The organism is Rhodococcus sp. NPDC055112 (assembly GCF_053607505.1).
Genome location: NZ_JBSGTR010000036.1, coordinates 22,709 through 47,395, shown reverse-complemented (window position 1 = coordinate 47,395; position 24,687 = coordinate 22,709). Strand labels below are relative to the sequence as shown.

The following is a 24,687-nucleotide window of genomic DNA, read 5'->3' as shown; positions in this document are numbered from 1 at the left end:
GGTCTGAGCGTCGACGGTCAATTGCGACCCCTCAGCTCTCGGACACCCGGGGGCCGGGCAGGTTCCAGTGCCGCCACAGCGCGAGCAGTCGCACCGTCGAGGCGGACACCGTGCCCACCACGAGCCCGAGGTTCGGCGTGAGCCCGAACTCCAGGCACGCCACCGTGACCGTGGATCCGAGCAGCGCGGGCACCGCGTACAGGTCGCGGTGCAGCAGCAGGGGCATCTCGTTGACGAGCATGTCGCGCAGCACGCCGCCGCCGATCGCGGTGGTCGCCCCGATCAGGCAGGCGGCCTGACCGCTGGCGCCCGCGGCGAGCGCGATGACGGCGCCGCTGCTGGCGAACAGCCCCATGCCGACCGCGTCGAGCACCAGGATCTCGCGGCGCAGCTTCGAGACCGTCGGGTGCAGGAAGAACACGACCACGGAGGTGACCAACGCGGTGGTGAACGTCGGCCAGGTGTTCAGCGCGGTCGGCGGGTGGATGCCGAGGAGCACGTCACGGATGACACCGCCGCCGATGGCGGTGAAGATCCCGAGCAGACAGACCCCGAAGATGTCGAGGCGCTTGCTGACGCCGACGAGGGCGCCGGAGGCGGCGAACGCCACGACGCCGATCAACTCCAGCACCTTGAGCAGCACCGGTCCAGGGTGCCACGGCGGCGGGCGGTCAGCCGTCAGCCGGTGCGGGACCGGCCGACGGCCGCCGGGTCAGCGGAGCGCCGGGTCAGCGGGCGCCGGGTTCGTAGATCCCGAGCCGCACCGCGCGGACCAGTCGCCGGGGCACCCGGTGGGTCACCCCGCCGACGGTCACCTCGACCAGGTCCGGCGCGGTGGCCTTCCACTGGGCCCGGCGGCTGCGGGTGTTCGAGCGCGACATGCGTCGCTTCGGGACTGCCATTTCCTGTTCGCTCCTTTTGTTTTGTTTGGTTGTGCGGTGAGGCCGTCAGCGGGTGCGCTTGCCGTATCGGCGCTCGAACTTCTCGACGCGGCCCGCGGTGTCCATCAACCGGGCTGCCCCGGTCCAGAACGGGTGCGACTCGTTGGTCACGTCGACCACGACGAGGGGGTAGCGGTTGCCGTCCTCCCAGTCGATGCTGCGGTCGCTGACGATGGTGGACCTGGTCAGGAACGTCGACCCCGTGGCCGAGTCCTGGAAGACCACCGGGTGGTAGTCGGGGTGGATGCCGTTCTTCATGCGCGATCCTCTCTGTTGGTCTCGCCTGGTAGCGAGTCGATTGCCTGCTGTCCTGGCCCGCCCCCGGTGCCCCCGTCCTCGCAGGGGTCCTCGTGCCATTCCCCGAACGGGTCCGGCCAGCCCGCCCAGTCGGGCTCGTGCCGCAGCTCCTCGTCGGTGACCAGGGCCCACCGCAGGCTCCTGTCGATGTGGTCCGGGTCCGCGGCGTGCACGAGCACGATCAGCGAGGTGTCGCGGTCGCCGAACCGTTCGTCCCAGCGCAGCGCGGCGAGGGCACGGCGCGCGGTCGGCACAGACTCCTGCTCCCCCGGGGTCATGGCCGCGAGCCAGCGTCCCGCGGCCGCGACCCGCAGCCCGCCGCCTGCGGATTCGAGCCAGCACACGTGCTCGGGCTGGGTGGCCAACCACAGCCGGCCGCGCGCGGTGACCACGCCGTCGAGCAGCACGTCGACGGCCTCGTGCAGGCGCTCCGGATGGAAGGGACGGTCGGCGGTGAACTCGATGATCGCGACGCCGCAGTCCTCCTCGAGCGGCGGTTGCCCACGCAACAGGGCCGAGTGCGCGTCGCCGACCTCGCCTCGCCTGGCGCCGGCGGGAATCCGCGCGAGCAGCCGCTCGGCCTCGACCGCGCCGCCCTCGGCCACCCAGTCGATCGGCGCCGACGGCGCGAGCCGGGCCAGCACGGCGTGCAGCTTCGCCTGCGCCCAGCCGTCCGCCGCGCGACCGGAGACCACGAGGGCGTCGGCATAGTCCACCTGCCCGACAACCAGCTGCGCGACCGTGCGCTCGTCGTCGCCGCCCGCCGTCAGTCCCCGCTCCTCCAGCCCGTCGTCGCCGGTCGCGTCGTCGAGCCAGGTCGCGGCGTCGATGCAGGTGACGACGGCCTCGACCCGCACGTCGCGCGATGCCGGACCGTCGATCTGCCCGACCACGCCCGCGACCGCGACGTGCTCGATCGCCCAGCACAGCGCCTCGGGTTCGAGCGCCCGGTCCAGGTGCAGCACGATCCGCCGAACCGAACTGCGGGCATGCAGGCGGCGCAGCAGGGGCAGCAGGTCCTCGCGGAGCGTGCAGGAGACGCAGCCGTGGGCGAGCTCGAGGATGTGGGTCCTGGCGATACCGTCGGCCCCCGTGACGGTGCGGCGCAGGATGCCCTCCCCCAGGTGCCCGAGGTCGTGGTGCACCAGCACGGTCCCGTCGCCAAGCAGGGCCCGCGCGGTGGCGTCGACGGCGTCCGACCACCCCGACACCAGAACGAGCGGCGTCCGCCGATCACTCACCTCAACACCTCTTTCGATAACGATTGTCATTAGCCGAAGGCAACGCTACAGTGAACTCACGCTGTTGTCGAAAATGATTGTCATCTCTACGTGAGAGGACTCAGGAGGAACACCATGTCGGCGCACTGCCAGGTGACCGGACGCAAACCGGGGTTCGGTAAGTCCGTGTCCCACTCCCACACGCGGACCAACCGCCGCTGGGACCCGAACATCCAGAAGAAGACCTACTACCTGGCCGGCGAGGGCCGACGCATCACGCTGACCGTCTCCGCGAAGGGCATCAAGACCATCGACCGGGACGGCATCGAGGCCGTCGTGGCCCGGATCCGTGCACGGGGAGAGAAGGTCTGATGGCACGCAACGAGATCCGTCCGATCGTGAAGCTCAAGTCCACCGCGGGCACCGGGTACACCTACGTCACCCGCAAGAACCGCCGCAACGACCCGGACCGGATGGTGCTCCGCAAGTACGACCCGGTGGTCCGCAGGCACGTCGATTTCAGGGAAGAGCGCTAGGCATGGCCAAGAAGTCCAAGATCGCCAAGAACGAGCAACGCAAGCTCGTGGTCGCCCGGTTCGCCGAGCGTCGGGCGGAACTGAAGGAGATCATCCGGCGACCGTCGAGCAGCGACGAGGAGCGTGCGAGCGCCCGCACCGCCCTGCAGCGTCTGCCGCGCGATGCGAGTCCGGTACGATTGCGAAATCGTGACGCTGCGGACGGACGTCCGCGAGGTCACCTACGGAAATTCGGCCTGTCTCGTGTGCGTGTGCGCGAGATGGCCCATCGTGGGGAACTGCCAGGCGTCCGCAAGTCCAGCTGGTAATTCGAGCCGTAAGGGAAGCAATGGCAGTCAAGAGAGCCCCGTCCAAGAAGCCGCGCGGCGCTGACGCGGGCCGCAAGCCCAAGAAGAACCCGCTCTTCGCGGCGAAGATCACGCACGTCGACTACAAGGACGTGAACCTGCTTCGCACGTTCATCTCCGACCGCGGCAAGATCCGCAGCCGTCGCGTCACGGGCCTGACCCCGCAGCAGCAGCGTCAGGTTGCCGTCGCGGTGAAGAACGCCCGCGAGATGGCCCTGCTGCCGTTCACCAGCACCAGCCGGTAGTCAGCGCAGAAGCCGAGGCCGCGCAGTCCGCAAGGACTGCGCGGCCTTCTGCGTTCCCGGGCACACCGCCGAGTGTGCAGCTACCCACGCTCCCTCTCGGCATTTGCCCCGACAACGGCACACTCGGCGCTGCGCGCCGGTCAGCTGCGGACCACGTCGAGCAGCTCCGGCGCGACGACATCGGCCAGCCGGTCCCACGGCACCGTGATCACCACCAGCCCGATCGCGTGCGGGCCCACCTGATAGTCCGAGAAGTGGATCTCCATCCCGGCGGGCGTCGGCAGCCAGTTCGCGAAGTTGAGCTCGGTGGGGGCGATCCCCTCGCGCTCGAACTCCTCACCTGCCGCGGTGGCAGGCAGCAACCGCGCGGACTCCTCGGAGAGCCGGTTCAGCCCGGCCTGCAGATCGGGGAACAACGCCGCCAGCGTGATCGGCTGAGCATCGTCGACGCCCACGACCACCGTGGCGACCAGCGGGGTGGGGTGCGCCCCAGGAGGGTTGGCATTCCAGGAGGTCACCAGCAGGCCGCTGACCACCCGGCCCCCGATCCGGGCGAACGCTTCCCGGCCCTCCAACGTGAACCGTTCATCGCCCGGGCCGTCGATCTGGTCCTGCAACGCCGCCGCGACGGATTCGTTGAACTCGGCGATCACAGCGGGGTTCCCGCCCTCGATCCGCGGGAGCGTGACGTCGTAGCGGACGCGCCCGGTGTCGCCGGTCGACCGGCTGGTGGTCGCGACGTACGGCCCGGCGGCCCGCGGACCGTCGGCCGTGGACGGCGTCGCCTCCGTCGTCGTCACCGGCGACGACGACTGAACCGCTGACGGCTCGGGCACCGCGGTCCCACCGCCGCCCGAGGAACAGCCGGCCAGGCCTGCCAGGAGCACGAGAGCCACGGCTCCTCGGCGCAGGACACGAGACCCTCGCATGAAGTCACTCCTCTCGACGGGGTGGATCCATGATGCGCCCGATCAGCAAGCGGAGAGAGGAGGACCAGGCGTGCGTGTCCGCCCAAGGAAGACTGAGGCGTGAAATGCGAGCGGGTCCCCACCCATGCAGTCGGCGATGGGGACCCATTCAACCCGCAAGACGTTTCCTGAGAGCTTGCTGAGTATCGTGGCGAGCCCGACCGCCAGCCACCTACCGTCACCGTCTGCCGTCCTGACCCGAGATCGGGCGGCACGTGGGCCTCGCCGATGGAGAGAGCGGCGAGGCCCACGCTCATACCCTGATCGGCGCCAATAGAATCGCCATTCTCATCGGCCAACGGCCCATTGCGACCGCGGCCCGGCACACGGCGGTAACGCGACACCCTGAATCCTCGATTTCCAGAATGTGCCACTCCCATCCCCCTGTGTGTGGCACACGAGCCCTGCCGGATGCGCAACATTCGGCAGGGCTCGTTTCATAGGCGAGGCCGACGACGCCCCGTGATGCACTCCGGCGGCCTCGAAAGCGTGGACAGCCGGAACGGACTCGCGCCAATCACCTACAAGAAATTCATAAAAAATTCAGCACCCGGTCAGACTCGCCGCTACCCTCCTCTCGGTTCTCCCGCCCGAGCAGCCACCCGTCACCACGACTGAAAGAGGAGGACCTTCCGTGTCCCACCGAACCCTCATCCGGGCCAGCTCGGCGGCGACCCTCGCCCTGACCGCCGGCCTCCTGCTCGCTCCGATCCCGTCGATCGCCGCGGCCGCACCGGTACCCGTTGTCGCGCCTGCCGCGATCGACCACTCGCTGCACCTGACGGGTGCTCCGAACGCCCGCGACCTCGGTGGCTACACCACCACCGACGGGAAGACCGTTCGATCCGGGCTGGTGCTGCGCAGCAGCGGGCTCAACGCACTCACCACCGATGACCTGGCCAAGCTCGTGGAATTGAACGTCAAGACAGTGGAAGATCTGCGAACCGACTATGAAAGGGTGCTCGAAAGGGATCGGATCCCCGCCGGCGCCACCGTGCACAACCGCGACGTGACCGGCGGAAACCTGGCCACTGCGATCGCGATGAGGGACCTGCGTCAGTTCTACAAGGTGATGCCAAGCAATTCCGATGCCTCCGCCGCGTTCCGGGCAGTCCTGCTGGACATCGAGAATTCCCCCGACACGGTCCTCTACCACTGCAAAAGCGGCAAGGACCGAACCGGCTGGCTATCAGCGGTGCTTCTCACGATCCTCGGTGTGCCGCGCGAAACCGTGAACGCAGACTTCATGCTCAGCAACGATTACCTCGGCACCAGCGGAGGCGGGACGGGCAGCCTCGGGAGCAGCAGCGGGCCCAGCCCCGTGGAGCAGGCCTGGCTCGATTCCGCCTTCGCCACAGCGGACGAGAAGTTCGGCAGCTTCGACAACTACGTGAGCCAAGGACTCGGTCTGACGAGCCAGGATATCGCCGGCCTCAAGGCAAAACTGCTCAGGTGATCGCGGCTCGACATCAAAGCAGGCTCTGGCTTCACCCGTACTAGCCAGCGCCGCAAGGTGTTTCCTGAGAGTTCGCTGAGTATCGTGGCGCGCCCCGACCAAGGCCGCCTATCGTTCTGCCTCGCCGTTCCGGTCCCAACCAGCGGCGAAGGCCTCGCCGCTCCCTCGGGCGGCGAGGCCTTCTCATATCGGCTGAAGCGAGCCGCAGCCACCCCAGCGCTGCCGCCCCTACTCCGGCGCGCGCCGAGTCGGTGTCCACGCGTCTACCCTCACCTACTCGGGCGCGAGCGTGAAGACCGTGCAGGCACGACTCGGGCATGTGTCTGCCACGACGACCCTCGAGATCTACGCTCACATGTGGCCAGGGGAGAATGAACGCACACGGTCCGCCATCGATGCGGTTTCGAGTCGGGACCACGTCGGGACCGGCGCCGAGGAGCCCGCCGTTGCCGATGCGCGGACAACGTCCACCGCCCTATAGAAAGACCAGGTAGTGCAGCATTTTCCCCGAAGGGGACATAGCTAGTGTCGGGTGTGTTCGCGGGCTTCACGGTCATCTTCGTCGTCATCGCCATCGGCTACATCCTCGGCCGGACACGGGTGCTCGGCGAGCACGGCGAATTCGTGCTCGGGCGGTTGGTGTTCTTCGTCGCCACCCCCGCGCTGCTCTTCGACACCCTTGCCACCGCCGACCTGGCGACGGTCTTCTCCCCCACCCTCGCCGTGGCCGCGGCCACGGCCTTCGCTGTCGGCGGCGTGTACCTGGCGATCGCGCTGGGCTGGCTGCGCAGGCCCCTGCCCGAATCCACGATCGGCGCGCTGGCCGCCTCCTACGTGAATTCCGCCAACCTGGGCATCCCGATCTCGGTGTTCGTGCTCGGCGACGCGTCGTTCGTGGCACCGCTGCTGCTGTTCCAGATCGTGGTGTACTCCCCGATCGCACTGACCGCGCTCGACCTGGCGACCACCCGCAAGGGCACCTCGATCCGCGACACCCTCATCACCCCGTTCCTCAACCCCATCGTGGTCGCCGGGATCGCCGGACTCGTGGTCGCCATCGCCGGGTGGACGCTGCCGGAATCACTGATCCAGCCGTTCCGGATCATCGGCGGCGCCTCCGTGCCGGGAGCGCTGCTGGCCTTCGGGTTGTCGCTGTACGGGGTCCGCGTGCTGCAGCGCGGCGTCAGTCCCCGCCGCGAGATCGCGCTCGCCTCGGTGCTCAAGATCCTGGTCCAGCCGGTGTTGGCCTACCTGATGGCCCGCTTCCTGCTCGGCCTCGACGGCCACGACCTGTTCGCCGTCGTGGTCGTCTCCGCGCTGCCGACCGCACAGAACGTGTTCGTGTACGCCAGCCGCTACCAGCGCGGCACGGTGCTCGCCCGCGACACCGCCCTGGTCACCACCCTGGCCTCGATCCCCGCCATCGCGCTCGTCGCCTGGGCCCTGGCCTGACCCGCCGAGACTCGCGGGCACGGCCACCCACCGCGTCGCGCGCGTTACGGTGAGGCATGCGCACCCTCGTCGTCGCGGCCCTGCTCAGCCTGGCCCTGGCCGGTTGCTCCAGCGGCGACTCCTCGGACCAGGAAACCGCAGGGAGCTCGCCCGTGGTGACCACGCAGGCACCGATCGTCGATGCGACGAGCCCGGCGCCACCGCCGGTGAACGACCCCGACGCCGAGCCCGGCATGGTGTTCACCGCCGACCCGACCATCGTCGATGCGCACCCAACCCCCTTCGGGTCCTACACCGTGGGCGAGTCCGGCGACCGCGTGGCCGTGCACTTCACCGCCGGGGCTCCCGAGTGCTACGGCGCCGACGCCACCGTCACCGAGTCCGCCTCGAACGTCACCATCGCGTTGCGCACCGGTACAAGGGCGGACGCGGTGGACAAGGTCTGCGTCATGATCGCGGTCCAGGCCACCCTCGAGGTGCAGCTCGCCGCGCCCCTCGGCGACCGACAGGTGATCAGCGGGTAGCGAACTGTGGCGCAGCCGCCCTAGCGCCGACGCAGGCGCATGTAGTCGCTGACCACCGCCGCGCCGAGCCCGTCCAGGTCAGGGGCCACGACCCGGCCGCCGACCCGCTGCGCCATCCGGTCGACCACCCTGGCCAGTCCCGGATCGTCGCCGAGCCGGAAAATCGTCACTGCCGCGCCGAGCCGCGCGAGGTTGTCGAACTCACGGACGGTGAGCCCCAACGTCTTCGGATGCGGCGGATAGTCGAAGAAGGCGTGCCCGTCCGGTTCCAGGTGCGCCGTCGGTTCCCCATCGGTGACGATGAGGACGACCGGTTGCGCGTTCGGGTTTCGCCGCAGGTGCCTGCCCGCGAGCAACAACGCGTGGTGGAGGTTGGTGCCCTGGTCCCATGCGCCGTCGAGCCCCGCCAGCTCGGCGGGGCTGAGCTGCTGCGCCAGCCGGCCGAACGCGATCAGCTGGAGGTCGTCGCCGCGAAAGCGCGTGGTGATCAGGTGGTTCAGCGCCAGGGCGGTGCGCTTCATCGGCACCCACCTGCCGTCCATCACCATCGAGAACGAGGTGTCGACGAGCAGGGCGACCGCGGCGTGCACGCGCTGCTCGGTCTCGGCGACCTCGACGTCCGAGACCTGCAGCTGAATCCGATCCGAGCTCCGCAGATTCCCTTTTTGGGCCGCCCGGAGCACCGCGTTCGTCACCGTTCGCGTCACGTCCCACGGCTCGGTGTCGCCGAACTCCCAGCCCCTGCTGGCACCCGTCGGCTCACCCGTCGCGCCCGCCCGCTGGGTGTCGCGCTCGCCGCTCCGACCCGAGAGTCGCTGCGCCACATCCCGGAACGCCGACTGCCCGAGCCGGCGCATGGCCTTCGGGGAGAGCCGCCACTGGCCGTCCGCCCCGCGGGCGAGGAAGCCCTGCCGCTGCAGCGCCCGCTCCAGCTCGGCCAGCGTGCGTGCGTCGGCCGCCGCGCCGTCACCGAGCTGTCGGGCCAGGGCCTCCGGGTCGATGTCGTCGAGCTGCGCGCCCGCATACTGTTGCGAGAGCTGCTCGGCGAGCTGCTCCAGCTCGGCGATGTCCGCCAAGGCCCCCGTCCCCTCCCCGAGGCCCATACCGTCGTCGCCGCGAAAGCGCTGGGTGCCGTCCCAGTCCTCGCCTGGACGCGCCGACCGCAGGTTCGTGTCCAGCCGGTCCAGCTGATCGATCAGGCTGGGGCTGCCGAACGCCTGCTGCGCCAACGCGTCCAGCTCGGCGCGCTGCTCCGTGGTCAGCGAGTTGCGCAGCCGCTGCGCAGCCGCGGCCCGCCGCGCAAGCGAATCGAGCAGCTCCTCGGTGTCGCGCGGGTTCTCCGGGAAGTAGTCGCCGTGCGCCGCCATGAACTCGTCAAAGTCGGCCTGGGTGTCCTCGCCGCGAGAGTGCTTGTCCAGCAGGTCGTTCAGGTCGCGGAGCATCGCGTCGATGCGGTCGCGGTCCTCGTCGGTCGCGCCGGCGAGGGCCTCCTTCATCCCCGCGAACCGCTGATCGAGCAACTCCCGGCCGAGCAGCTCGCGGATCTTCTCGTAATCCGCGCGGGCCGACGCGTCGCGCCAGCGGTACTCCGACAGGTCCCGGACTGCCTGGGCCGTCGACGAGGGCAGCTCGTCGAGCTGCAACTCGGAGAACCGGGCGTCGTCGTCCAACGCGCGCGCCAGCTCCTTGCGCTCGGCGAGCAGCGCCCGCTCCAGCAACTCCCGGACCTCGTCGAGAGTGCCACCGAGATGATTGCGCTCCAGCAGTTCTCGCCTGCGCCGATTCGCCCGCGCGGCGAGATCGTCGAGCCCGCGGGTGTCCGCGGTGCCGCGGCGCATCAGCTCCCGCAGCGCCCGTCGGGGCGAGGCGCCCTCGAGCACGTCGTTGCCGATCGCCTCCAGCGCCTCCCGGAGGTCGACCGGCGGGAGCAGCGGGTCCGGTCCACCCTGGTACGGCCCGTACCGCGCCCGGTGCGGATCACCCCGGCCCCCGGACCGGGGACGCCGGGAACCTGACCGCGGAGGCTCGGTCATCCGCTGTAGACCAGCTGTCCGTCGTCGTCGGGGAACTTCGCGATGCGCCTGGCCAGGTACAGCCCCTCCAACGCCAGCTCCACCGCGGACGCCCTCGCCCCCGTGCTCTCGGCGCCGAAGCGCGCGGCCACCTCGTCCAGCACGTCGATCTCGGGCAGCTCGCCGAGCAGGTCCTTCGCGGTCACGCGGTCGCCGGTGACCACGGGTCCACCCGCCTCGACCGCCGCCACCAGGGGCGCCAGGTCCACGCCGCCGAGCCGCTCGCGCACCGTGTCCGCGGTCGCCCGGCGCAGCAGGTGCTCGAGCACGTCCAACTCGCGCCCCTCCTCGCCGGACTCGAACTCCACCTTGCCGCGCAGCACCTCGATCACCGTGCCCAGATCGACCGGCCGCGCCACCGGATCGGACTCACCGAGCACCGCCCCGCGGTGCACGGCGGCCGCGCTGACGGTCTCGGCCCCTGCCACCGCGAACCGGGCGGACACCCCGGAACGCTGGTCCACCGACGCGGACTCGCGCAGCAGCCGGGTGAACCTGGCCAGGATCTCCAGGAGGTGATCGGGTACCTCGGCGCGCAGGTGCGCCTCCTGCTCGATGACCGCGATCTCGTCCTCGAGGGCGGCCGGGTAGTGGGTGCGGATCTCGGCGCCGAAGCGGTCCTTGAGCGGGGTGATGATGCGGCCGCGGTTCGTGTAGTCCTCCGGGTTCGCGCTGGCCACCAGGACCACGTCCAGCGGCAGCCGCAGCGTGTATCCCCGCACCTGGATGTCGCGCTCCTCCATCACGTTCAGCAGCGAGACCTGGATCCGTTCGGCCAGGTCGGGCAGCTCGTTGATGCCGACGATGCCGCGGTGCGCGCGCGGGACCAACCCGAAGTGGATGGTCTCGGGATCGCCAAGGCTGCGGCCCTCGGCAACCTTCACCGGATCCACGTCACCGACCAGGTCCGCCACCGAGGTGTCCGGGGTCGCGAGCTTCTCCGAGTAGCGCTCGTCGCGGTGCCGCCAGGCCACCGGCAGCTCGTCCCCGAGGGCGGCGGCGCGGCGGATCGAGGCGGGCGTGATCGGCTCGTACGGGTGCTCGCCCAGCTCCGAACCCTCGATCACCGGGGTCCACTCGTCGAGCAACAGCGGCAGGGTGCGCAGCAGCCGGGTCTTGCCCTGACCACGCTCGCCGAGCAGCACGACGTCGTGGCCTGCGATCAGGGCCCGCTCGAGCTGCGGCAGCACCGTGTCGCCGAAACCGACGATCCCCGGCCACGGCTCGCGGCCGTCGCGCAGCGCCGCGAGCAGGTTCTCTCGCATCTCGTCCCGGACCGGTCGCAGCACGTGTCCGGACGCGCGCAGTTCGCCGACCGTGCGCGGATAACCATCGGGAGCCATGGCAGTCACCACTTCACGCTACGAGCGTTCGGCGAATTCGGCACGCGTGTGGCCAAATCGGCATCTACCGCGCCGCGGACCGCGTGGCCGATTCGAGACCTCGGATCGCGGACACCGCGGCACACCGAGGGGTAGTTTTCCGCGGGTGCGGGTTGCACTCGGCAGTCCGCCGCGTCGAGATGCGGAGTACCCATCATGACTGCGGAGCACGATCACGACACCACCCCACCTGCGAACAAGCGCCTGCTGGCCCTCGCCGTGGTCCTGCTGCTGCTACCCATCGTCGCCATCCTGTGGGTCTCGAGCTACGCGCGCAGTGGCCCCGAGCTGGGCGGCGTGCCGTTCTTCTTCTGGTATCAGTTCCTCTGGGTGTTCCTCTGCGCAGGCGCCACCTGGTCGGCCTACAGGATCGTGTTGAGGGCCCGCCCGCACCGGCCGATGACCGAGGGCCCCGCGCCCGAGGTCGAGGGCGACGGGTCCGACCGGTGAACGCCGCGACCACGCCTGCCGCGAGCGACACCGGCGTCAACGGCGTCGCTCTTGCCGTCCTGATCGCCCTGTTCGCGCTCGTCACGGTGATGGGATTCCTGGCCTCACGCTGGCGCCGGGCGTCGAACCTGCAGACACTCGACGAGTGGGGGCTCGGCGGCCGCAGCTTCGGCACCTGGGTGACGTGGTTCCTGATCGGCGGCGACATCTACACCGCGTACACCTTCATTGCGGTGCCCGCGGCGATGTTCGCGCTCGGCTCGGTGAGCGGCTTCTTCGCGATCCCGTACGCGATCGTGGTGTACCCGATCATCTTCGTCTTCATGTCGCGACTGTGGTCGGTGAGCCACCGGCACGGGTACATCACCACCGCGGACTTCGTCGGCGGCCGGTACGGCTCCCGCTGGCTCTCGCTGGCGATGGCGCTGACCGGCATCCTCGCGACCATGCCGTACATCGCGCTGCAGCTGGTGGGCATCCAGGCGGTGCTCGAGGTCATCGGCATCGGCGGCGCAGACAACGTGATCGCCAAGGACCTGCCGCTGCTCATCGCGTTCGCGGTGCTGGCGGCCTACACATACTCGTCGGGCCTGCGGGCGCCCGCGATCATCGCGTTCGTCAAGGACACGCTGATCTACCTGGTCATCATCGTGGCGGTGATCTACCTGCCGTCCCGCTACGGCGGCTGGGGCCACATCTTCGACGCCGCCGAGGCGAAGATGACCACCCCGAATCCCGCCACCGGCAAGCCGACCGGGACATTCATCCCGAACAGCCAGCAGTACTGGGCCTACGCGACATTGGCGCTTGGCTCGGCGCTGGCACTGTTCATGTACCCGCACTCGATCACGGCCACCCTGTCGTCGAAGTCCCGCAACACCATTCGGCGCAATGCCGCGATCCTGCCCGCATACACGTTCCTGCTCGGCCTGCTCGCCCTGCTCGGCTGGGTGGCGATCGCCGCGGGTACCAAGCCGATCGGCCTGGACGGCAGACCCAATGCGCAGCTGGTGGTCCCGCAGCTGTTCGAGGACGCCTTCCCCGCCTGGTTCGCCGGGGTCGCGTTCTCGGCGATCGCGATCGGCGCGCTGGTGCCCGCCGCGATCATGTCCATCGCGGCCGCGAACCTGTTCACCCGCAACGTGTACCGCGAATGGTTCAAGCCCGGCGCGACGCCTGCGCAGGAGGCCAAGGTCAGCAAGCTGACCTCGTTGTTCGTCAAGTTCGTCGCACTGATCTTCGTGCTGACCCTCGACAAGCAGAACGCCATCAACTTCCAGCTGCTCGGCGGCATCTGGATCCTGCAGACGTTCCCCGCCATCGTGTTCGGGCTCTACACCCGCTGGTTTCATCGGTGGGCGCTGCTCGCGGGTTGGGCGGTCGGCATGGTGTACGGCACGATCGCGGCCTACAACGTCTCGTCCGCCACCGCGGCGCACTTCGCCGGATCGCTCGCCTCGATCCCCGGTATCGCGCAGATGGGATACATCGCGTTGACGGCGTTCGTGGTCAACATCATCGTCGCCGCGGTGCTCACGCTGGTCTTGCGGGCGGTCAAGGCCCCGGAGGGGGTGGACGCGACCATCAAGGGCGACTACTTCGCGGACGCGGGCGATCCCCGGGTCGCACCGCTGCCCCCGACCCCGACGGAGGCCACCCCCAGCCCGTGACGGGTACGGCTCGGAATCCGGCTGGCACGCCACCGAAGACTCCTAGACTCTGCCCATGGAGACCTGGCTGCTGCCCGCCCTGCTCGGACTCGGACTGGCCGCCGCCACCGGCCTGCGCACCTTCCTGCCGCTGTTGATGCTCAGCGCGGCCGCGCACTTCGAGCTGTTCGGCATCTCGCTCGGTGAGTCGTTCGCGTGGGTCGGCTCGACAGGTGCGCTGGTCGCGCTGGCCGTCGCGACCGCGGTCGAACTGGTCGCAGACCTGATCCCGCTGGTGGACAACGCTCTCGGCGTGTTCGGCACCTTCACCCGGCCGATCGCGGCGGCGATCGCCGCGGGCGCCGTGTTCACCGATCTCGGCCCCACCGGCGCGGTGATCGCAGGCATCATCGTCGGTGCGCCGACGGCGCTGGCGTTCAGCGCCGCCCAGACCGGGACCAGGGCGGCGAGCACGGCGGGTACCGCCGGGCTGGCGAATCCGGTGATCTCGGTGGTCGAGGACGTCCTCTCGTTCGTCATGGTGCTGGTCGCATTCGTTCTCCCCCTGCTGATCCCGGTGCTGCTGGCCGTCCTGCTGTGGTTCGCGTGGAAGGGTGTGCGCCGGGTACGGGCGCTGCGGCACGCGTAAGGGCGCACCGCAGCGCCCGGGCCCCCGCTGTCAGGGAATCTGCTTGGCAAGACCGTTGCGGCGGAAGTCGGAGAACTGCCCGCTGTCCGAGCAGAATCCACAGTTCGGACCGAAGAACTCGGCGCGGGCGTTCGCATCGTCCATCAGCCAGTACCGGAGCCAGGCCGTCGACGGCGCCCGCATGTCCCCGCCCGAGATGCCGGTGCCGAAATGGGTGGCGCCGCGCAGTTCCGCGTACTCCGCCGGGACGTGGTCGGCGTCGTTGTACATGCCCTTCACCAGGAACGGCCACACGATCGCGTCGAACTGCCCGGCGAGGAACAGCACCGGCTCGTCGATCAGATCGACGTCGTTGAGCGGTCCGGGCTGGATCGCGACGACGGTGTCAACCCGGGGGTCGACGGCCGCGTTGATCGCGCCCGATCCGCCCTGGGAGTGACCAGCGGATCCGATCCGGTCCAGGTCCACCTTGCCGTGGAAGACGCTGGCGGGGTCGGCGTTGAGGTTCTCGATGAGGTCGATGCCGCTGCGCATGGTGATCGCGAAGTTGCTCGCGGGCGTGTTGGCGGCGACCACGATGAAGCCGTGGCTGGCGTAGTGCCGCAGCAGCAGGGTGTACGCGCCGGGGAGCACCCCGGTGCCGTTGCCCCAGATGACCACGGGGTGCTTCTCCCCGCGCGCGCCCATGTTCTGCGGGTAGTACAGCGTGTGCACCGCACCGATGCTGACCTCCGGCGCGTAGGGACCCGGCGCGGACCAGTTCCGCCCGACGCTCGGGATGCCCTCGGCCTGCGCGGGGGCGGCGACGGCCGTCAGTGTCACCGCGGTGACCGCTGCCGTGACGGCGGCGGCCAGCCAGGTCCTGACCATGGAAGTGCGAGTGCGCATGCGCGAACCTCTTCCCTTTCGATAGTCGCCCGAGGGCGGGTTGCGCACCGGCACAGCATGTCTCCTGGCCGGCGACGGGGAGTACTGGCGTGAAAGCTATGCCGCGCCCTCGCCGCCCGTTGGCGGAAATCCGATCTCCGCGCCGGCCTTGTGCCCGAGCACAATCGGGCGGCCCCCGCACTGGCTCGGCTGCCCAGATCGGGCTACCGGCGGGCGGCCTCGACGGCCAGCGCCAGCTCGATCATTGCGCGCGGGTCGGTGATGGATCTGGCGGTGAGGTCCTCGATCCGCCGCAACCGGTTGAGGACGGTGTTGCGGTGGCAGAACAACGTCGTTGCCGCGCCCGCCGCCGAGCCACCCGCGTCCAGCCAGGCGGTGACGGTGTCCAGCAGCAGGTCGCGTTCGACCGGCGGCAACCGCAGCACCGGGCCGAGCACCACCGCTCGGAGCCGCTCCGCGAGGTCCGGCTGGGCGGCGACCAGGGCTGCGGGCAGCCGCCGATCGAGGACCACCACCTCGTCGATGTCGGGCGCACAGGTCTGCAACGCGATCTCGGCGAGCCAACGGGCCCTGGCCAGCTCGGCCAGCGAACCCACCACCGGGCTGATCCCGGCGGCCACGCCCTGTTCCTCCAGCAACCGGGCGGGCTCGGCCAGGTCGTCCGACCCGAGCGAGACCAGCCCCACCTCGTGATCCGCGCGGATCCGCCACAGGATGTGGAATCCCCCGGTCGCCGAGTAGCCCCTGTCCCGCGGCAGACCGGCACCCCGCCCGACCGACCGCACCACGGCCACGGCGTAGCGGCCGCGCTCGGCCAGGCCCAGAAACGCCGACGCCTCCGCGACGAGACCCGCTCCCCCGGCGACGGGGAAGTCGGCTCCCGGCCCGCCGAGCAGGACGTCGAGCACGGCGTTCCGCCGCTCGCCGTCCCGCGCCAGGCGCTCGGATTCCGCCTCCTGATAGGCATCGGCGACCGCGCCGACGAGAAGGTCGACGATGTCCCACAGATCGCCGACGCACGGCAGGAGGTCGGGCAGTGAGGCCGGGTACTCCTCGGCCACCGTCTCGATCATGGCCTGCCAGAGCAGCCGGCAGCCGCGCCGGTACGCGTCCTGCAGCGAGGACAGCGGCAGGCCCTGCTCGGCCCGGGTCCGGCCCGTCCAGGCGGCGTCGGAGAGGTCGACGGGACGATCCTCGGAGCGGTCCAGCATCGAGGCCATGGCCTGGCCCAGGTTGTGCTGGATCGTGTCCCGCAGCTCCTCGGGGGCGACCAGGGCCGCGTAGGCACCGTCCTCGGCAAGGATCTGCTCGGCCAGCCCCGCGGCTATCGCGGGCAGCCGCCCCGAGAGCGGTCGCGCCACCGCGGTCAGGATGTGTGAGGCGTTGTCCCCGTCGCGCACCCGCCCGCCGCCCTTCTCCACGAGACCATCCCGCCGCCGCAGTCACGGTGCGCGATGAGCGCGATGGTAGCCCGCGAGGCGGCGCCGACGGGCTCGTTCCCCCTGCCCCACGCTCTGGTAGACAGTGGGCCATGGCCGACACCGAGATCACCTTTGCCAGCGGCGACGTCACCCTGCACGGCAGCCTGCGGATCCCCGACGGCGCGATGGGCCCGGTGCCCGCGGCCCTGCTCCTCGCAGGCAGCGGGCCGACCGACCGCAACGGGGACAGCGCCCTGATGCCCGGGTCCATCGGCACCCTCCGCTTCCTCGCCGACACGCTGGCGGACGCAGGCTTCGCGAGCCTGCGCTACGACAAGCTCGGCAGCGGGGAGACCGGACTCGGGCCGTACGAGGTCGAGGACGTCGCGGGGCTCGGCTTCTCCACCTTCGTCGACGCGGCCGCGGATGGGCTGGATTACCTTGCGGCGCAACCGGGTGTCGATGCCGACCGGCTGCTGGTGATCGGGCACAGCGAGGGCGCCCTGGTCGGGCTCGCGCTGGCGGTCGCCGACGACGCCCCGTCCCTCGTCGGACTCGGCCTGCTCGAGCCGCTCGCGGTCCGGCTGCTGGACCTGCTGACCCGGCAGATCAACGCGCAGGTGGACGGCGCCCTCGGCGCCGGGGCGCTCCCCCTCGAGCTGGCCGACGAGCTGCGCACCGCGCTGACCGAGGCCGTCGAGTCGTTGCGCGCCGACGGCACCCTCCCCGACGACCTGCCGGAGCCGCTGCGGATGGCCGGGTTCGTGCCGGTCAACGCCAAGGCACTCGCCGAGGAGGATGCGCTCGACCCGCGCGTGCTGGCGGGCGCGCTGCCCGCGGGACTGCCGGTGCTGACCAGCTGCTCGGCACGGGACACCCAGGTCGCGAACGCCGACGTGGACGCGCTGGACGTCGCGCTGTCCGCCGCTGCGCTGTCGTCGGTGCGGATGACAACAGCCAACCACGTGCTCAAGGAGATCGGCGAGCGGGACTCGACCGGCGCCGACTACATCGAGGACCTGCCCTACTCAGCGGAGTTCGCCGTCGGGTTCCGGAGCTGGCTCGCCGGGCTCTAGTGCGCATCCCCTGACCTGATCAACTGGTTCGACGCGAGTTCGATCTCGTCAGCTTTCCCACGAAATGCTCGTCGCGTGCCGGTCCGAGTCGAAGCGAACGACCAGCAGTTGGTCGGAAAGACCCGGCGACAGCGTGAAGTCGATCCAGCTCTCCAGGCCACCACCCTCGCCCACGTTCACGACGAATGCCTTCGGCTGCAACAGCGCCACCAGTCCCTCCGCAGTGGCGCGTCGATTTCGGTACTCCTCATGCGCTTTTCGAACATCCGGAAGGTCGAGCTCGTCCGTATGGAACTCCACGAACTGGGCGACCTGGACCCCCGTGCCGAGATCTTCCACGAGGAGCTTCCTCGCCTTGCCCACCAGCTCGGGGAACGCATCGATCAGTCCACCCGTCTCACCCAGAAGCTTGCCGTTCCGAGACACCCCCTCGAAGATGCTCAACCAAACAGGCGCAGTGCCGTTCGGCGTTCGGATGGTGACCTCGTCAGCGAATCCGGAATCGGTGTCCAACGACAGCGGACCCACCAACTCCGGGTGAATAGTTGCCTGCATCCCGCGATCATGCCCTAGCCGTCCCCGGCAGCGCTCGTCTCGAGCACGCGCTGTCGCCGAGTGTGCAGCTACCGTCGCGCCTACCCGAGCGATTCCCCGACAACTGCACTTTCGGCCGATCTGTGGACAACCGGATCGGGTGTCCACAGATGACCGAAGGCCACATCGCCGCGGCGACCCGTCGGTCAGTGTCGACGCATGGGGGAATTCGACGAACCGTTCCTGGGCAGTACGGCGGTCGCGGCCGGCGCCCTGACCGACCGGCAGCTGCGCCTGGACCACCACCAGATCCACCGAGATGTGTACATCGCCAGGGGAATCGGTCTCGACGCGATTCTCCGCGCACGGGCCGCGGCCCTCTGGGCGGGCGAGGACGGGATCCTCGCCGGGATGTCCGCCGCCGCCGTGCACGGCGCCAAGTGGATCGACCCGGGCGCTCGCGCGGAGCTGTTCCGAACGGGCAGCAGGCGCGGCACGCGGGGAATCCTGATCCACGGCGACGCGTTGGCCCCGGACGAGATCTGCGTCGCGGGTGGGTGGATCGCATCGACCCCGGCCCGCACCGGCTACGACCTCGGCCGTCGGCTGCGGTTCGACCGCGCGGTCGAGGTGCTCGACGCGCTCTGCAATGCCACCGACACGAAGCCAGGAGAGATCGGTGTGCTAGCCGAGAACCACTGCGGGGCAAGGGGAATCGTCCAGCTACGGCAGGTCCTCGAACTCGTGAACGGCGGCGCGGAGTCGCCGCAGGAGACGCGGACACGGCTGCTGCTGATCGACGGCGGGTTGCCGCGCCCGGCGACGCAGATCATCATCCGGGACTCGCGCGGCCGCGTCGTCGCGCGATCGGACATGGGTTGGGAACGCTGGAAGGTGCTCGTGGAGTACGACGGCGACCAGCACTGGACCGACGAGAGCCAGCGCGCGTGGGACCTCGAGCGACTCGAACTGCTGACGAATCTCGGGTGGCGGGTGGTGCGCGTCGGTTCCGCCCAGCTGCGACTGCGTCCCCACTCGGTCGCGGCCCGCGCCCGCGCCGCGCTGCGGGCGGCCGGCGCCCCGGTCTGACAGTCCGTCGAGTGTGCAGTTTCCGTCGCCCCACCTCGGCCGCTGCATCGGTAGGTGCACTCTCGGCGACCACCGCGCGAATATTGGAGATGCGCTCGCCGTCGGAGTGCTGTAGCGTTCTCGCCTAACCAACGACGCCTAGACCGAAGGGACGGCCACAATGACGCACTACGCGCACCTCAGCGCCGTACCCGCGTGGCATTGCCACATGTCGGCCAAGCGCGTATCCCGAGAACAATCCTGACGTAGCGGATCCGTTCTCGGCACCCAGGGCACACGCCCGGGTGCCGTTTCTTTTACTACCCCAAGCATTGCAACAGCAAGGAACTCCACATGAAGCTTCGTATCAGCCAACTGTCCACGGCACCGCCTCTGACCTCCCTGCCCGCCGACCTCACCGGCCACGCGGTCACCCTCGATCTGTCCCACACCGACGCCGCTCAGCGCGCGGCCGCGACCGACCTGGCCCGTGAGCTGCTCGACCGCGGAGCGGCCCGGATCGTGATCTCCGGTTCGGCCGCCTGACGACGGCGTCGAGTGTGCACTCACCGGGGCATCGCCCGGGTGGGAACGACGAAAGGTGCACACTCGGCGGGAACCCGCGAGTGTGCACCTTTCGTCAGAACCTCGGTGCGCGAGAAGAACTCAGTGCGCGAAGTGGCGCGCCCCGGTCAGGTACATCGTGACGCCCGCCTCGCGAGCGGCCTCGATCACCTCGTTGTCGCGAACCGAACCACCGGGCTGCACGACCGCCTTGACGCCCGCATTCGCGAGCACCTGGAAGCCGTCTGGGAAGGGGAAGAACGCGTCGGAGGCGCCAACCGAACCGGCGACCCGGTCCCCCGCGCGCTGCACGGCAAGGTGCGCCGAGTCAACGCGGTTGACCTGACCCATTCCGACGCCGACCGAGGCGCCGTCGTGGGCGAGCAGAATCGCGTTCGACTTCACGGCGCGGCATGCGCGCCAAGCGAATTCGAGATCCTTCAGGGTCGCGGCGTCGGCCGCGTCACCGGTGACGAGGGTCCAGTTGGCCGAGTCGTCGCCCTCGGCGTCGAGCACGTCCCGCTCCTGCAGCAGCGCGCCGCCGGAGATCGGGCGCAGCTCCACTCCGGTCGCGTTCGGGACGGCGGCCTCGAGCACCCGCACGTTCTTCTTGCGGGCCAGCACCTCGACGGCACCGGGGGCGTAGGACGGCGCGATGACGACCTCGGTGAAGATCTCGGCGACCTGCTCGGCCATCTCGACGGTCACCTCGCGGTTCGCGGCGATGACGCCACCGAACGCGCTGACCGGATCGCATGCGTGCGCCTTGCGGTGTGCCTCGGCGATGTCGGCGCCGACGGCGATGCCACAGGGGTTGGCGTGCTTGATGATCGCGACCGCCGGCTCGGCGTGGTCGAAGGCGGCGCGCCAGGCGGCGTCACCGTCGGTGTAGTTGTTGTACGACATCTCCTTGCCGTGCAACTGCTTCGCCTGCGCGAGTCCCGCGGGGGCCGCCGGGTCCTCGTACAGCGCCGCGGCCTGGTGCGGGTTCTCGCCGTAGCGCAGCACCGCGGTGCGGTTCCAGCTCGCGCCTGCCCACTCGGGGAACTGGGAGTCGGACTCGACCATCACGGAGGTCATCCAGCTCGCCACCGCGACGTCATAGGACGCGGTGTGCTGGAACGCCTGCGCGGCAAGGGCGGTGCGCTCGGCCAGGGTGAACCCGCCCGCGGAGATCGCGGCGAGCACGTCCTCGTACTTGCCCGGGTCGACGACGACCGCGACCGACGGGTGGTTCTTGGCGGCGGCGCGCACCATCGACGGACCGCCGATGTCGATCTGCTCGACGCACTCGTCCGGGGTGGCGCCGGAGGCGACTGTGGCGGTGAAGGGGTACAGGTTCACGACCACCAGCTGGAACGCCTCGACGCCCAGCTCGACGAGCTGATCGAGGTGCTCGTCCTTACGGGTGTCGGCGAGGATGCCGGCGTGCACGCGCGGGTGCAGGGTCTTGACGCGACCGTCGAGGGTCTCCGGGAAACCGGTCAGGTCCTCGACCTTGGTGACGGGGATGCCCGCATCGGCGATCTTCGAGGCCGTGGAGCCGGTGGACACCAGCTCGACCCCGGCCTGGTGCAGCCCGGTGGCCAGTTCCACGAGGCCCGTCTTGTCGTAGACACTCACCAATGCGCGGCGCACAGCCTTACGTTCGGTCACTTCGGGATCACGGCCTTTCGTCCATCGGAAATAACACCTCGGGTGGCGACGGCGGCGAGAACCTCCGCCAGCAGTCGCCGTTCCACCGTTTTGATCCGCTCGTGCAGGCTCGACTCGTCGTCGGACTCGAGCACGGGCACGGGCTCCTGGGCCAGGATCGGTCCGGTGTCGACCCCAGCGTCGACCAGGTGCACGGTCGAACCGGTGATCTTCACGCCGTAGGCCAGGGCATCGGGCACCGCGTGCGCGCCGGGGAACGAGGGCAGCAGGGCGGGATGGGTATTGATGATGCGGCCGCCGAAGCGGTCGAGGAACTCGGGGCCGAGGATCTTCATGAACCCGGCCGAGACGATGAGGTCCGGCTGGTGCGCGTCCGTCGCCTTGGTCAGCGCCCGGTCCCATGCGGCCCGGTCGGCGTGGTCGCGCAGTCCCACCCGGAAGGCGGGGATGCCTGCGGCCTCGGCGTGCTCGGCGGCGGCGCAGTCGCGGTCCACCCCGACCGCGACGATGCGGGCGGGGTAGTCGTCGACGGCGGCCGCGATCAGCGACTGCAGCAGGCTCCCGGTACCGGAAGCGAGGACCACGACTCGGACCGGCTCGGTCGAGCCGGGGCGGAAGTACTCACGCGAGGCAGTCAGCGCTCTGCTCCTGTGTGCGGGCCGGCGGCCGGAGAGTGCCCCGGCCGGGAAGAATCCTAGTCGCTGCTGGTCCGGGTGCCGTCGGGCAGGTCCGCTTCGGCCGGATCGGACGTGACGTCCGCCACCTCGGCGTCCACCACCGCCTCGTCGATCTCGGCATCCACCGCGTCGGTGGACTCGACTCCCTCGTCGCTCGCAGGCGCGACCGGGTCGCCGCCGGAGTCGACCACCTCCGCCTCGACCACCACCTCGCCCTCGATGTACGAGGCGCCCGGCAGCTCCTTCACCGGTTCTTGCATCGGGCGATCGAGCATTCGGGCGGCCAGCGTGTAGGTCCGCGGCGGGTCGGGCTGATCGGCTGGCTTCGGCGGCTCCTGCTCCCGGCCACCGCCGCCGCGCCTGGCCACGACCAGCGCGGTCAGCGACCCGAACACCGCGAGCCAGGCGAAGGACAGCCCGGTGAACGTCGCGAGGTCCACCCCGACCATCCCGAAGGAACCGAGCTCGCCGCCTGCGGCGAAACCGAGCAGGCCGAGCGCCAGGGCCGCCGCGGCGGCCGCGACCAGCACCTTGCGCACCGCCACCGCCGGGCCGCCCGCGCGGTGCGCGCAGTCCCGTCCGAGCTGCACGCCGAGGACCGCGGGGATCAGCAACAGGGCGGGCCAGCCGCCACCGCTCGGCCCCGCGGGCACCGCCCCGAGCAGGGGCAGCGCAGGCAGCGGCCCGCCGACGACGGTGAACACGCTCAGCGATGCGTCGCCGAGGTGTGCGGTCGACCCGACGAGCATCGCCGCGCTCCCGACGGCGAGGTTCGGCAGGTACAGGATCGAGAGCAGGGTGAGGCCGAGTGCGCCGCCGAAGCCGTCACCGGCCTCGAGCAGCTCGCCCACCTCGACCCACGACGAGATCAGCGCCACCGCGGTCAGGGCCGCTCCGGACGCCAGCAGGGCCAACCCGGCCCTCAGCGCGGGCCTCGCGGACGCGCGCACCCACTCCGGGATTCCGAGCCGGGCACAGATCGGGCGCCACAGCTTGCTGCCCATCCCGATGACCGCACCGATCAGGTGCACGCCCAGCACCCAGGCGAAGGCCGCCAGCGCATTGGGCGGGGCCAGTGCGATCACCGACGACGCGTCCTTGATCACGGCCAACGCCAGCGCGGTGACCAGCAACGGACCGGCGAGCGCGGCGCCGAGCACCCAGAACTGTTCGTGTCGCGGGGTCTGCTCGGTGACGGCGTGCGCGCAGCCGCGCGCGACCGACCAGATCATCAGGATCGTCGGGACCAACGGCAGCACGCCGAGCGAGGCGCCGCCGATGGTGAGCTGCACCTGGTGCACGGCCAGCCAGCTCGCCGCGACGGCGCCGCTGGTGCCGGTGAGATCACTGTTCGCCGCGACCAGCGTCACGAGGATGCAGGCCGCGATCAGCGCCAGCGCGACGAGAGCCGGCCGCAACGCCACCGCGAGCAGGGTGCGAACCTGCTCGGGGTTCGGCGTCGGCCTCGGTGCCGCCGGTGTCCGCCGTCTGCTCGGACGGCGGAGGGTGTCGCTGCTGCGCAAGGAACTCATCTCCTCGAGGGTGACATCTGTGTTCGGGGCGGTCTGCCAGGCGCGCCGACAGGTCAGGAAACGACGACGCCCCCCGGCTCACCGGGGGGCGTCGGGCGCGGGTGTCGCTAGTCCGCGTCCCGCTTCGGGGCCGATCCGAAGGCCTGGGTGGGCGCGGCGGTGCCGTCGTCCGCGGCGGGCGCCGGGGTCTCGGGCGACTGCGGCGCGGCATCCTGCGGGCCGGACTGCGGCTGTCCGTAGCCCTGCGGCGCCTGGCCGTAGCCCTGCTGCGGCGGCGCGGGCGGGGCGTACGGGTTCGTGGGCGGCGCGTAGCCCTGCTGGCCGTAGCCACCGGGCTGCGGCTGTCCGTAACCGGGCTGCGGCTGGCCATAACCGGGCTGCGGCTGTCCGTAGCCGGGCTGCGACTGCGGCTGGCCCTGCGCCTGACCCGGTGCCTGCGGCTGGCCGTAGCCCTGGGGCGCCTGGCCGTACGGCTGGCCGGGGGCCTGCGGCTGGCCGTACCCCTGCGGCGGCTGGCCGTAGCCCTGCGGGTAGCCCTGGGGCGCGTAGCCGGCCGGCTTCGGGGCCGGCACCTTGAGCATGCCGAGCGAGAACAGCAGCACCGCCACCGCGACCACGGCCTGGACGAACGCCAGGATCAGGCCTGTGACGCCGCCGACGGCCAGCGAGACGCCCTCGGACAGGCTGAACATGAAGAACAACGCGATGAGGAATCCCACCACCGACGCGGCAGCGGCCGCGCCCTTGTACGGCTGCTCGGGCAGCAGCGACAGACCCGCCAGCAACCCACCGAAGAGCAGGAAGGCCAGCGCCAGGATCGGGTAGCCGGCCTCGAAGGAACTCTGCGTCAGGGTCTCGTCGCCGAAGGTGGTCACCTTCGCGAAGGGGGCGAACCCGAGCAGGAAGTTGATGACGGCGAGCCCCAGGACGCCGAGGGTGAGCAGGTAGAGCAGGCCCTTCGACCCGAGTCCCCCGGACGGCGGCTCGCCTGGACCGTATCCGGACCCTGCAGGCGTGAAAGTCATGACATCTCCTAGGGAGGGTCTGCATTGTGCGACTGGTCAATTCCTCAATGAACGCTAG

The 24,687-nt window shown here is 70.3% G+C and carries 27 protein-coding genes; 13 read left to right on the top strand and 14 right to left on the bottom strand.

Annotated features, from left to right (window positions below):
- Positions 1-31: 31 nt before the first annotated feature.
- The 4 genes from ACWFRB_RS16570 to mrf form a co-directional block, all read right to left on the bottom strand.
- On the bottom strand, positions 32-643 hold the full coding sequence (locus tag ACWFRB_RS16570; RefSeq protein WP_452642217.1) for a trimeric intracellular cation channel family protein: 612 nt from the start codon (positions 641-643) through the stop codon (positions 32-34).
- A gap of 85 nt (positions 644-728) precedes the next feature.
- Entirely contained in the window at positions 729-902 is a 174-nt protein-coding gene (gene rpmF / locus ACWFRB_RS16565) for a 50S ribosomal protein L32 (RefSeq protein WP_136911727.1), read from the bottom strand.
- A 45-nt stretch (positions 903-947) separates the two neighbouring features.
- Positions 948-1,199 carry a type B 50S ribosomal protein L31 gene (locus ACWFRB_RS16560; protein ID WP_077042649.1) on the bottom strand — a complete coding sequence of 84 codons (252 nt, stop codon included), beginning with the start codon at positions 1,197-1,199 and terminating at the stop codon, positions 948-950.
- A complete protein-coding gene (gene mrf / locus ACWFRB_RS16555; RefSeq protein ID WP_452642216.1) occupies positions 1,196-2,509 on the bottom strand; it encodes a ribosome hibernation factor-recruiting GTPase MRF in 1,314 nt (437 codons plus the stop codon). The genes ACWFRB_RS16560 and mrf overlap by 4 nt, the downstream gene beginning before the upstream one ends.
- A gap of 84 nt (positions 2,510-2,593) precedes the next feature.
- On the opposite strand from mrf, the gene rpmB reads away from it, so the two are divergent.
- Genes rpmB through rpsR form a run of 4 tightly spaced genes read left to right on the top strand, consistent with a single transcriptional unit; the run spans position 2,594 to position 3,586 of the window.
- Positions 2,594-2,830 (top strand): 50S ribosomal protein L28, encoded by a 237-nt coding sequence (gene rpmB, locus ACWFRB_RS16550; RefSeq protein WP_072751748.1) that lies wholly within the window; start codon positions 2,594-2,596, stop codon positions 2,828-2,830.
- Positions 2,830-2,994: a 50S ribosomal protein L33 gene (rpmG, locus tag ACWFRB_RS16545; RefSeq protein ID WP_027500790.1), complete on the top strand. Its 165-nt coding sequence runs from the start codon at positions 2,830-2,832 to the stop codon at positions 2,992-2,994. The genes rpmB and rpmG overlap by 1 nt, the downstream gene beginning before the upstream one ends.
- Before the next feature lie 2 nt (positions 2,995-2,996).
- Positions 2,997-3,302, top strand: a complete 306-nt coding sequence (gene rpsN, locus ACWFRB_RS16540; RefSeq protein ID WP_077042652.1) for a 30S ribosomal protein S14 — start codon at positions 2,997-2,999, stop codon at positions 3,300-3,302.
- Positions 3,303-3,322: 20 nt separating this feature from the next.
- Entirely contained in the window at positions 3,323-3,586 is a 264-nt protein-coding gene (gene rpsR, locus ACWFRB_RS16535; RefSeq protein WP_027500792.1) for a 30S ribosomal protein S18, read from the top strand.
- A gap of 140 nt (positions 3,587-3,726) precedes the next feature.
- On the opposite strand, the gene ACWFRB_RS16530 is transcribed toward rpsR, so the two are convergent.
- Complete coding sequence (locus tag ACWFRB_RS16530) at positions 3,727-4,515, bottom strand: RsiV family protein (protein ID WP_452642215.1); 789 nt, start codon at positions 4,513-4,515, stop codon at positions 3,727-3,729.
- A 673-nt stretch (positions 4,516-5,188) separates the two neighbouring features.
- On the opposite strand from ACWFRB_RS16530, the gene ACWFRB_RS16525 reads away from it, so the two are divergent.
- The 3 genes from ACWFRB_RS16525 to ACWFRB_RS16515 all read left to right on the top strand — a co-directional run bounded on the left by ACWFRB_RS16525 (position 5,189) and on the right by ACWFRB_RS16515 (position 7,986).
- Positions 5,189-6,010, top strand: a complete 822-nt coding sequence (locus ACWFRB_RS16525; protein ID WP_452642214.1) for a tyrosine-protein phosphatase — start codon at positions 5,189-5,191, stop codon at positions 6,008-6,010.
- Between the two features lie 525 nt (positions 6,011-6,535).
- A complete protein-coding gene (locus tag ACWFRB_RS16520; RefSeq protein WP_136911732.1) occupies positions 6,536-7,462 on the top strand; it encodes an AEC family transporter in 927 nt (308 codons plus the stop codon).
- 56 nt (positions 7,463-7,518) lie between these two features.
- Positions 7,519-7,986 carry a hypothetical protein gene (locus ACWFRB_RS16515; protein WP_452642213.1) on the top strand — a complete coding sequence of 156 codons (468 nt, stop codon included), beginning with the start codon at positions 7,519-7,521 and terminating at the stop codon, positions 7,984-7,986.
- A gap of 20 nt (positions 7,987-8,006) precedes the next feature.
- Here ACWFRB_RS16515 and ACWFRB_RS16510 read toward each other — a convergent pair whose 3' ends face one another.
- Together ACWFRB_RS16510 and ACWFRB_RS16505 are read right to left on the bottom strand one after the other, a co-directional pair.
- Positions 8,007-10,019: a hypothetical protein gene (locus ACWFRB_RS16510; protein WP_452642212.1), complete on the bottom strand. Its 2,013-nt coding sequence runs from the start codon at positions 10,017-10,019 to the stop codon at positions 8,007-8,009.
- Positions 10,016-11,401, bottom strand: a complete 1,386-nt coding sequence (locus ACWFRB_RS16505) for a sigma 54-interacting transcriptional regulator (RefSeq protein WP_452642224.1) — start codon at positions 11,399-11,401, stop codon at positions 10,016-10,018. Before ACWFRB_RS16505 ends, ACWFRB_RS16510 begins: the two co-directional genes overlap by 4 nt.
- 195 nt (positions 11,402-11,596) lie before the next feature.
- Between ACWFRB_RS16505 and ACWFRB_RS16500 the strand changes: the two genes are divergently transcribed.
- Genes ACWFRB_RS16500 through ACWFRB_RS16490 form a run of 3 tightly spaced genes read left to right on the top strand, consistent with a single transcriptional unit; the run spans position 11,597 to position 14,188 of the window.
- Entirely contained in the window at positions 11,597-11,890 is a 294-nt protein-coding gene (locus tag ACWFRB_RS16500) for a DUF3311 domain-containing protein (protein ID WP_452642211.1), read from the top strand.
- Positions 11,887-13,560: a monocarboxylate uptake permease MctP gene (gene mctP / locus ACWFRB_RS16495; protein ID WP_452642210.1), complete on the top strand. Its 1,674-nt coding sequence runs from the start codon at positions 11,887-11,889 to the stop codon at positions 13,558-13,560. Before ACWFRB_RS16500 ends, mctP begins: the two co-directional genes overlap by 4 nt.
- 55 nt (positions 13,561-13,615) lie before the next feature.
- Entirely contained in the window at positions 13,616-14,188 is a 573-nt protein-coding gene (locus ACWFRB_RS16490) for a DUF4126 domain-containing protein (RefSeq protein WP_452642209.1), read from the top strand.
- A gap of 30 nt (positions 14,189-14,218) precedes the next feature.
- Here ACWFRB_RS16490 and ACWFRB_RS16485 read toward each other — a convergent pair whose 3' ends face one another.
- Positions 14,219-15,076: an alpha/beta hydrolase family protein gene (locus ACWFRB_RS16485; RefSeq protein WP_452642208.1), complete on the bottom strand. Its 858-nt coding sequence runs from the start codon at positions 15,074-15,076 to the stop codon at positions 14,219-14,221.
- Between the two features lie 203 nt (positions 15,077-15,279).
- The gene (locus ACWFRB_RS16480; RefSeq protein WP_452642207.1) at positions 15,280-16,497 is read right to left on the bottom strand and encodes a PucR family transcriptional regulator; all 1,218 of its coding nucleotides are present in this window, start codon (positions 16,495-16,497) and stop codon (positions 15,280-15,282) included.
- A 110-nt stretch (positions 16,498-16,607) separates the two neighbouring features.
- Between ACWFRB_RS16480 and ACWFRB_RS16475 the strand changes: the two genes are divergently transcribed.
- Positions 16,608-17,573, top strand: coding sequence for an alpha/beta hydrolase family protein (locus ACWFRB_RS16475; protein WP_452642206.1), 966 nt, complete (start codon positions 16,608-16,610; stop codon positions 17,571-17,573).
- Positions 17,574-17,621: 48 nt separating this feature from the next.
- On the opposite strand, the gene ACWFRB_RS16470 is transcribed toward ACWFRB_RS16475, so the two are convergent.
- Entirely contained in the window at positions 17,622-18,086 is a 465-nt protein-coding gene (locus tag ACWFRB_RS16470) for a DUF2004 domain-containing protein (RefSeq protein ID WP_452642205.1), read from the bottom strand.
- 240 nt (positions 18,087-18,326) lie between these two features.
- Between ACWFRB_RS16470 and ACWFRB_RS16465 the strand changes: the two genes are divergently transcribed.
- The gene (locus tag ACWFRB_RS16465; protein ID WP_452642204.1) at positions 18,327-19,196 is read left to right on the top strand and encodes an endonuclease domain-containing protein; all 870 of its coding nucleotides are present in this window, start codon (positions 18,327-18,329) and stop codon (positions 19,194-19,196) included.
- 333 nt (positions 19,197-19,529) lie between these two features.
- The gene (locus ACWFRB_RS16460; RefSeq protein WP_027500842.1) at positions 19,530-19,721 is read left to right on the top strand and encodes a hypothetical protein; all 192 of its coding nucleotides are present in this window, start codon (positions 19,530-19,532) and stop codon (positions 19,719-19,721) included.
- A 120-nt stretch (positions 19,722-19,841) separates the two neighbouring features.
- Here ACWFRB_RS16460 and purH read toward each other — a convergent pair whose 3' ends face one another.
- The 4 genes from purH to ACWFRB_RS16440 all read right to left on the bottom strand — a co-directional run bounded on the left by purH (position 19,842) and on the right by ACWFRB_RS16440 (position 24,629).
- A complete protein-coding gene (gene purH, locus ACWFRB_RS16455) occupies positions 19,842-21,395 on the bottom strand; it encodes a bifunctional phosphoribosylaminoimidazolecarboxamide formyltransferase/IMP cyclohydrolase (RefSeq protein ID WP_452642203.1) in 1,554 nt (517 codons plus the stop codon).
- Positions 21,392-22,033 (bottom strand): phosphoribosylglycinamide formyltransferase, encoded by a 642-nt coding sequence (gene purN / locus ACWFRB_RS16450; RefSeq protein ID WP_452642223.1) that lies wholly within the window; start codon positions 22,031-22,033, stop codon positions 21,392-21,394. Before purN ends, purH begins: the two co-directional genes overlap by 4 nt.
- Before the next feature lie 56 nt (positions 22,034-22,089).
- The gene (locus ACWFRB_RS16445; RefSeq protein ID WP_452642202.1) at positions 22,090-23,604 is read right to left on the bottom strand and encodes a cell division protein PerM; all 1,515 of its coding nucleotides are present in this window, start codon (positions 23,602-23,604) and stop codon (positions 22,090-22,092) included.
- A 107-nt stretch (positions 23,605-23,711) separates the two neighbouring features.
- Positions 23,712-24,629: a DUF5336 domain-containing protein gene (locus ACWFRB_RS16440; protein ID WP_452642201.1), complete on the bottom strand. Its 918-nt coding sequence runs from the start codon at positions 24,627-24,629 to the stop codon at positions 23,712-23,714.
- Between the last annotated feature and the right edge of the window lie 58 nt (positions 24,630-24,687).

Coding starts and splice junctions, on each gene's coding strand:
- rpmF (WP_136911727.1), bottom strand. CDS start 902: ATGGCAGTCCCGAAGCGACGCATGTCGCGCTCGAACACCCGCAGCCGC.
- ACWFRB_RS16560 (WP_077042649.1), bottom strand. CDS start 1,199: ATGAAGAACGGCATCCACCCCGACTACCACCCGGTGGTCTTCCAGGAC.
- mrf (WP_452642216.1), bottom strand. CDS start 2,509: ATGACAATCGTTATCGAAAGAGGTGTTGAGGTGAGTGATCGGCGGACG.
- rpmB (WP_072751748.1), top strand. CDS start 2,594: ATGTCGGCGCACTGCCAGGTGACCGGACGCAAACCGGGGTTCGGTAAG.
- rpmG (WP_027500790.1), top strand. CDS start 2,830: ATGGCACGCAACGAGATCCGTCCGATCGTGAAGCTCAAGTCCACCGCG.
- rpsN (WP_077042652.1), top strand. CDS start 2,997: ATGGCCAAGAAGTCCAAGATCGCCAAGAACGAGCAACGCAAGCTCGTG.
- rpsR (WP_027500792.1), top strand. CDS start 3,323: ATGGCAGTCAAGAGAGCCCCGTCCAAGAAGCCGCGCGGCGCTGACGCG.
- ACWFRB_RS16530 (WP_452642215.1), bottom strand. CDS start 4,515: ATGCGAGGGTCTCGTGTCCTGCGCCGAGGAGCCGTGGCTCTCGTGCTC.
- ACWFRB_RS16515 (WP_452642213.1), top strand. CDS start 7,519: ATGCGCACCCTCGTCGTCGCGGCCCTGCTCAGCCTGGCCCTGGCCGGT.
- ACWFRB_RS16510 (WP_452642212.1), bottom strand. CDS start 10,019: ATGACCGAGCCTCCGCGGTCAGGTTCCCGGCGTCCCCGGTCCGGGGGC.
- ACWFRB_RS16505 (WP_452642224.1), bottom strand. CDS start 11,401: ATGGCTCCCGATGGTTATCCGCGCACGGTCGGCGAACTGCGCGCGTCC.
- ACWFRB_RS16500 (WP_452642211.1), top strand. CDS start 11,597: ATGACTGCGGAGCACGATCACGACACCACCCCACCTGCGAACAAGCGC.
- ACWFRB_RS16490 (WP_452642209.1), top strand. CDS start 13,616: ATGGAGACCTGGCTGCTGCCCGCCCTGCTCGGACTCGGACTGGCCGCC.
- ACWFRB_RS16485 (WP_452642208.1), bottom strand. CDS start 15,076: ATGCGCACTCGCACTTCCATGGTCAGGACCTGGCTGGCCGCCGCCGTC.
- ACWFRB_RS16475 (WP_452642206.1), top strand. CDS start 16,608: ATGGCCGACACCGAGATCACCTTTGCCAGCGGCGACGTCACCCTGCAC.
- ACWFRB_RS16465 (WP_452642204.1), top strand. CDS start 18,327: ATGGGGGAATTCGACGAACCGTTCCTGGGCAGTACGGCGGTCGCGGCC.
- ACWFRB_RS16460 (WP_027500842.1), top strand. CDS start 19,530: ATGAAGCTTCGTATCAGCCAACTGTCCACGGCACCGCCTCTGACCTCC.
- ACWFRB_RS16445 (WP_452642202.1), bottom strand. CDS start 23,604: ATGAGTTCCTTGCGCAGCAGCGACACCCTCCGCCGTCCGAGCAGACGG.
- ACWFRB_RS16440 (WP_452642201.1), bottom strand. CDS start 24,629: ATGACTTTCACGCCTGCAGGGTCCGGATACGGTCCAGGCGAGCCGCCG.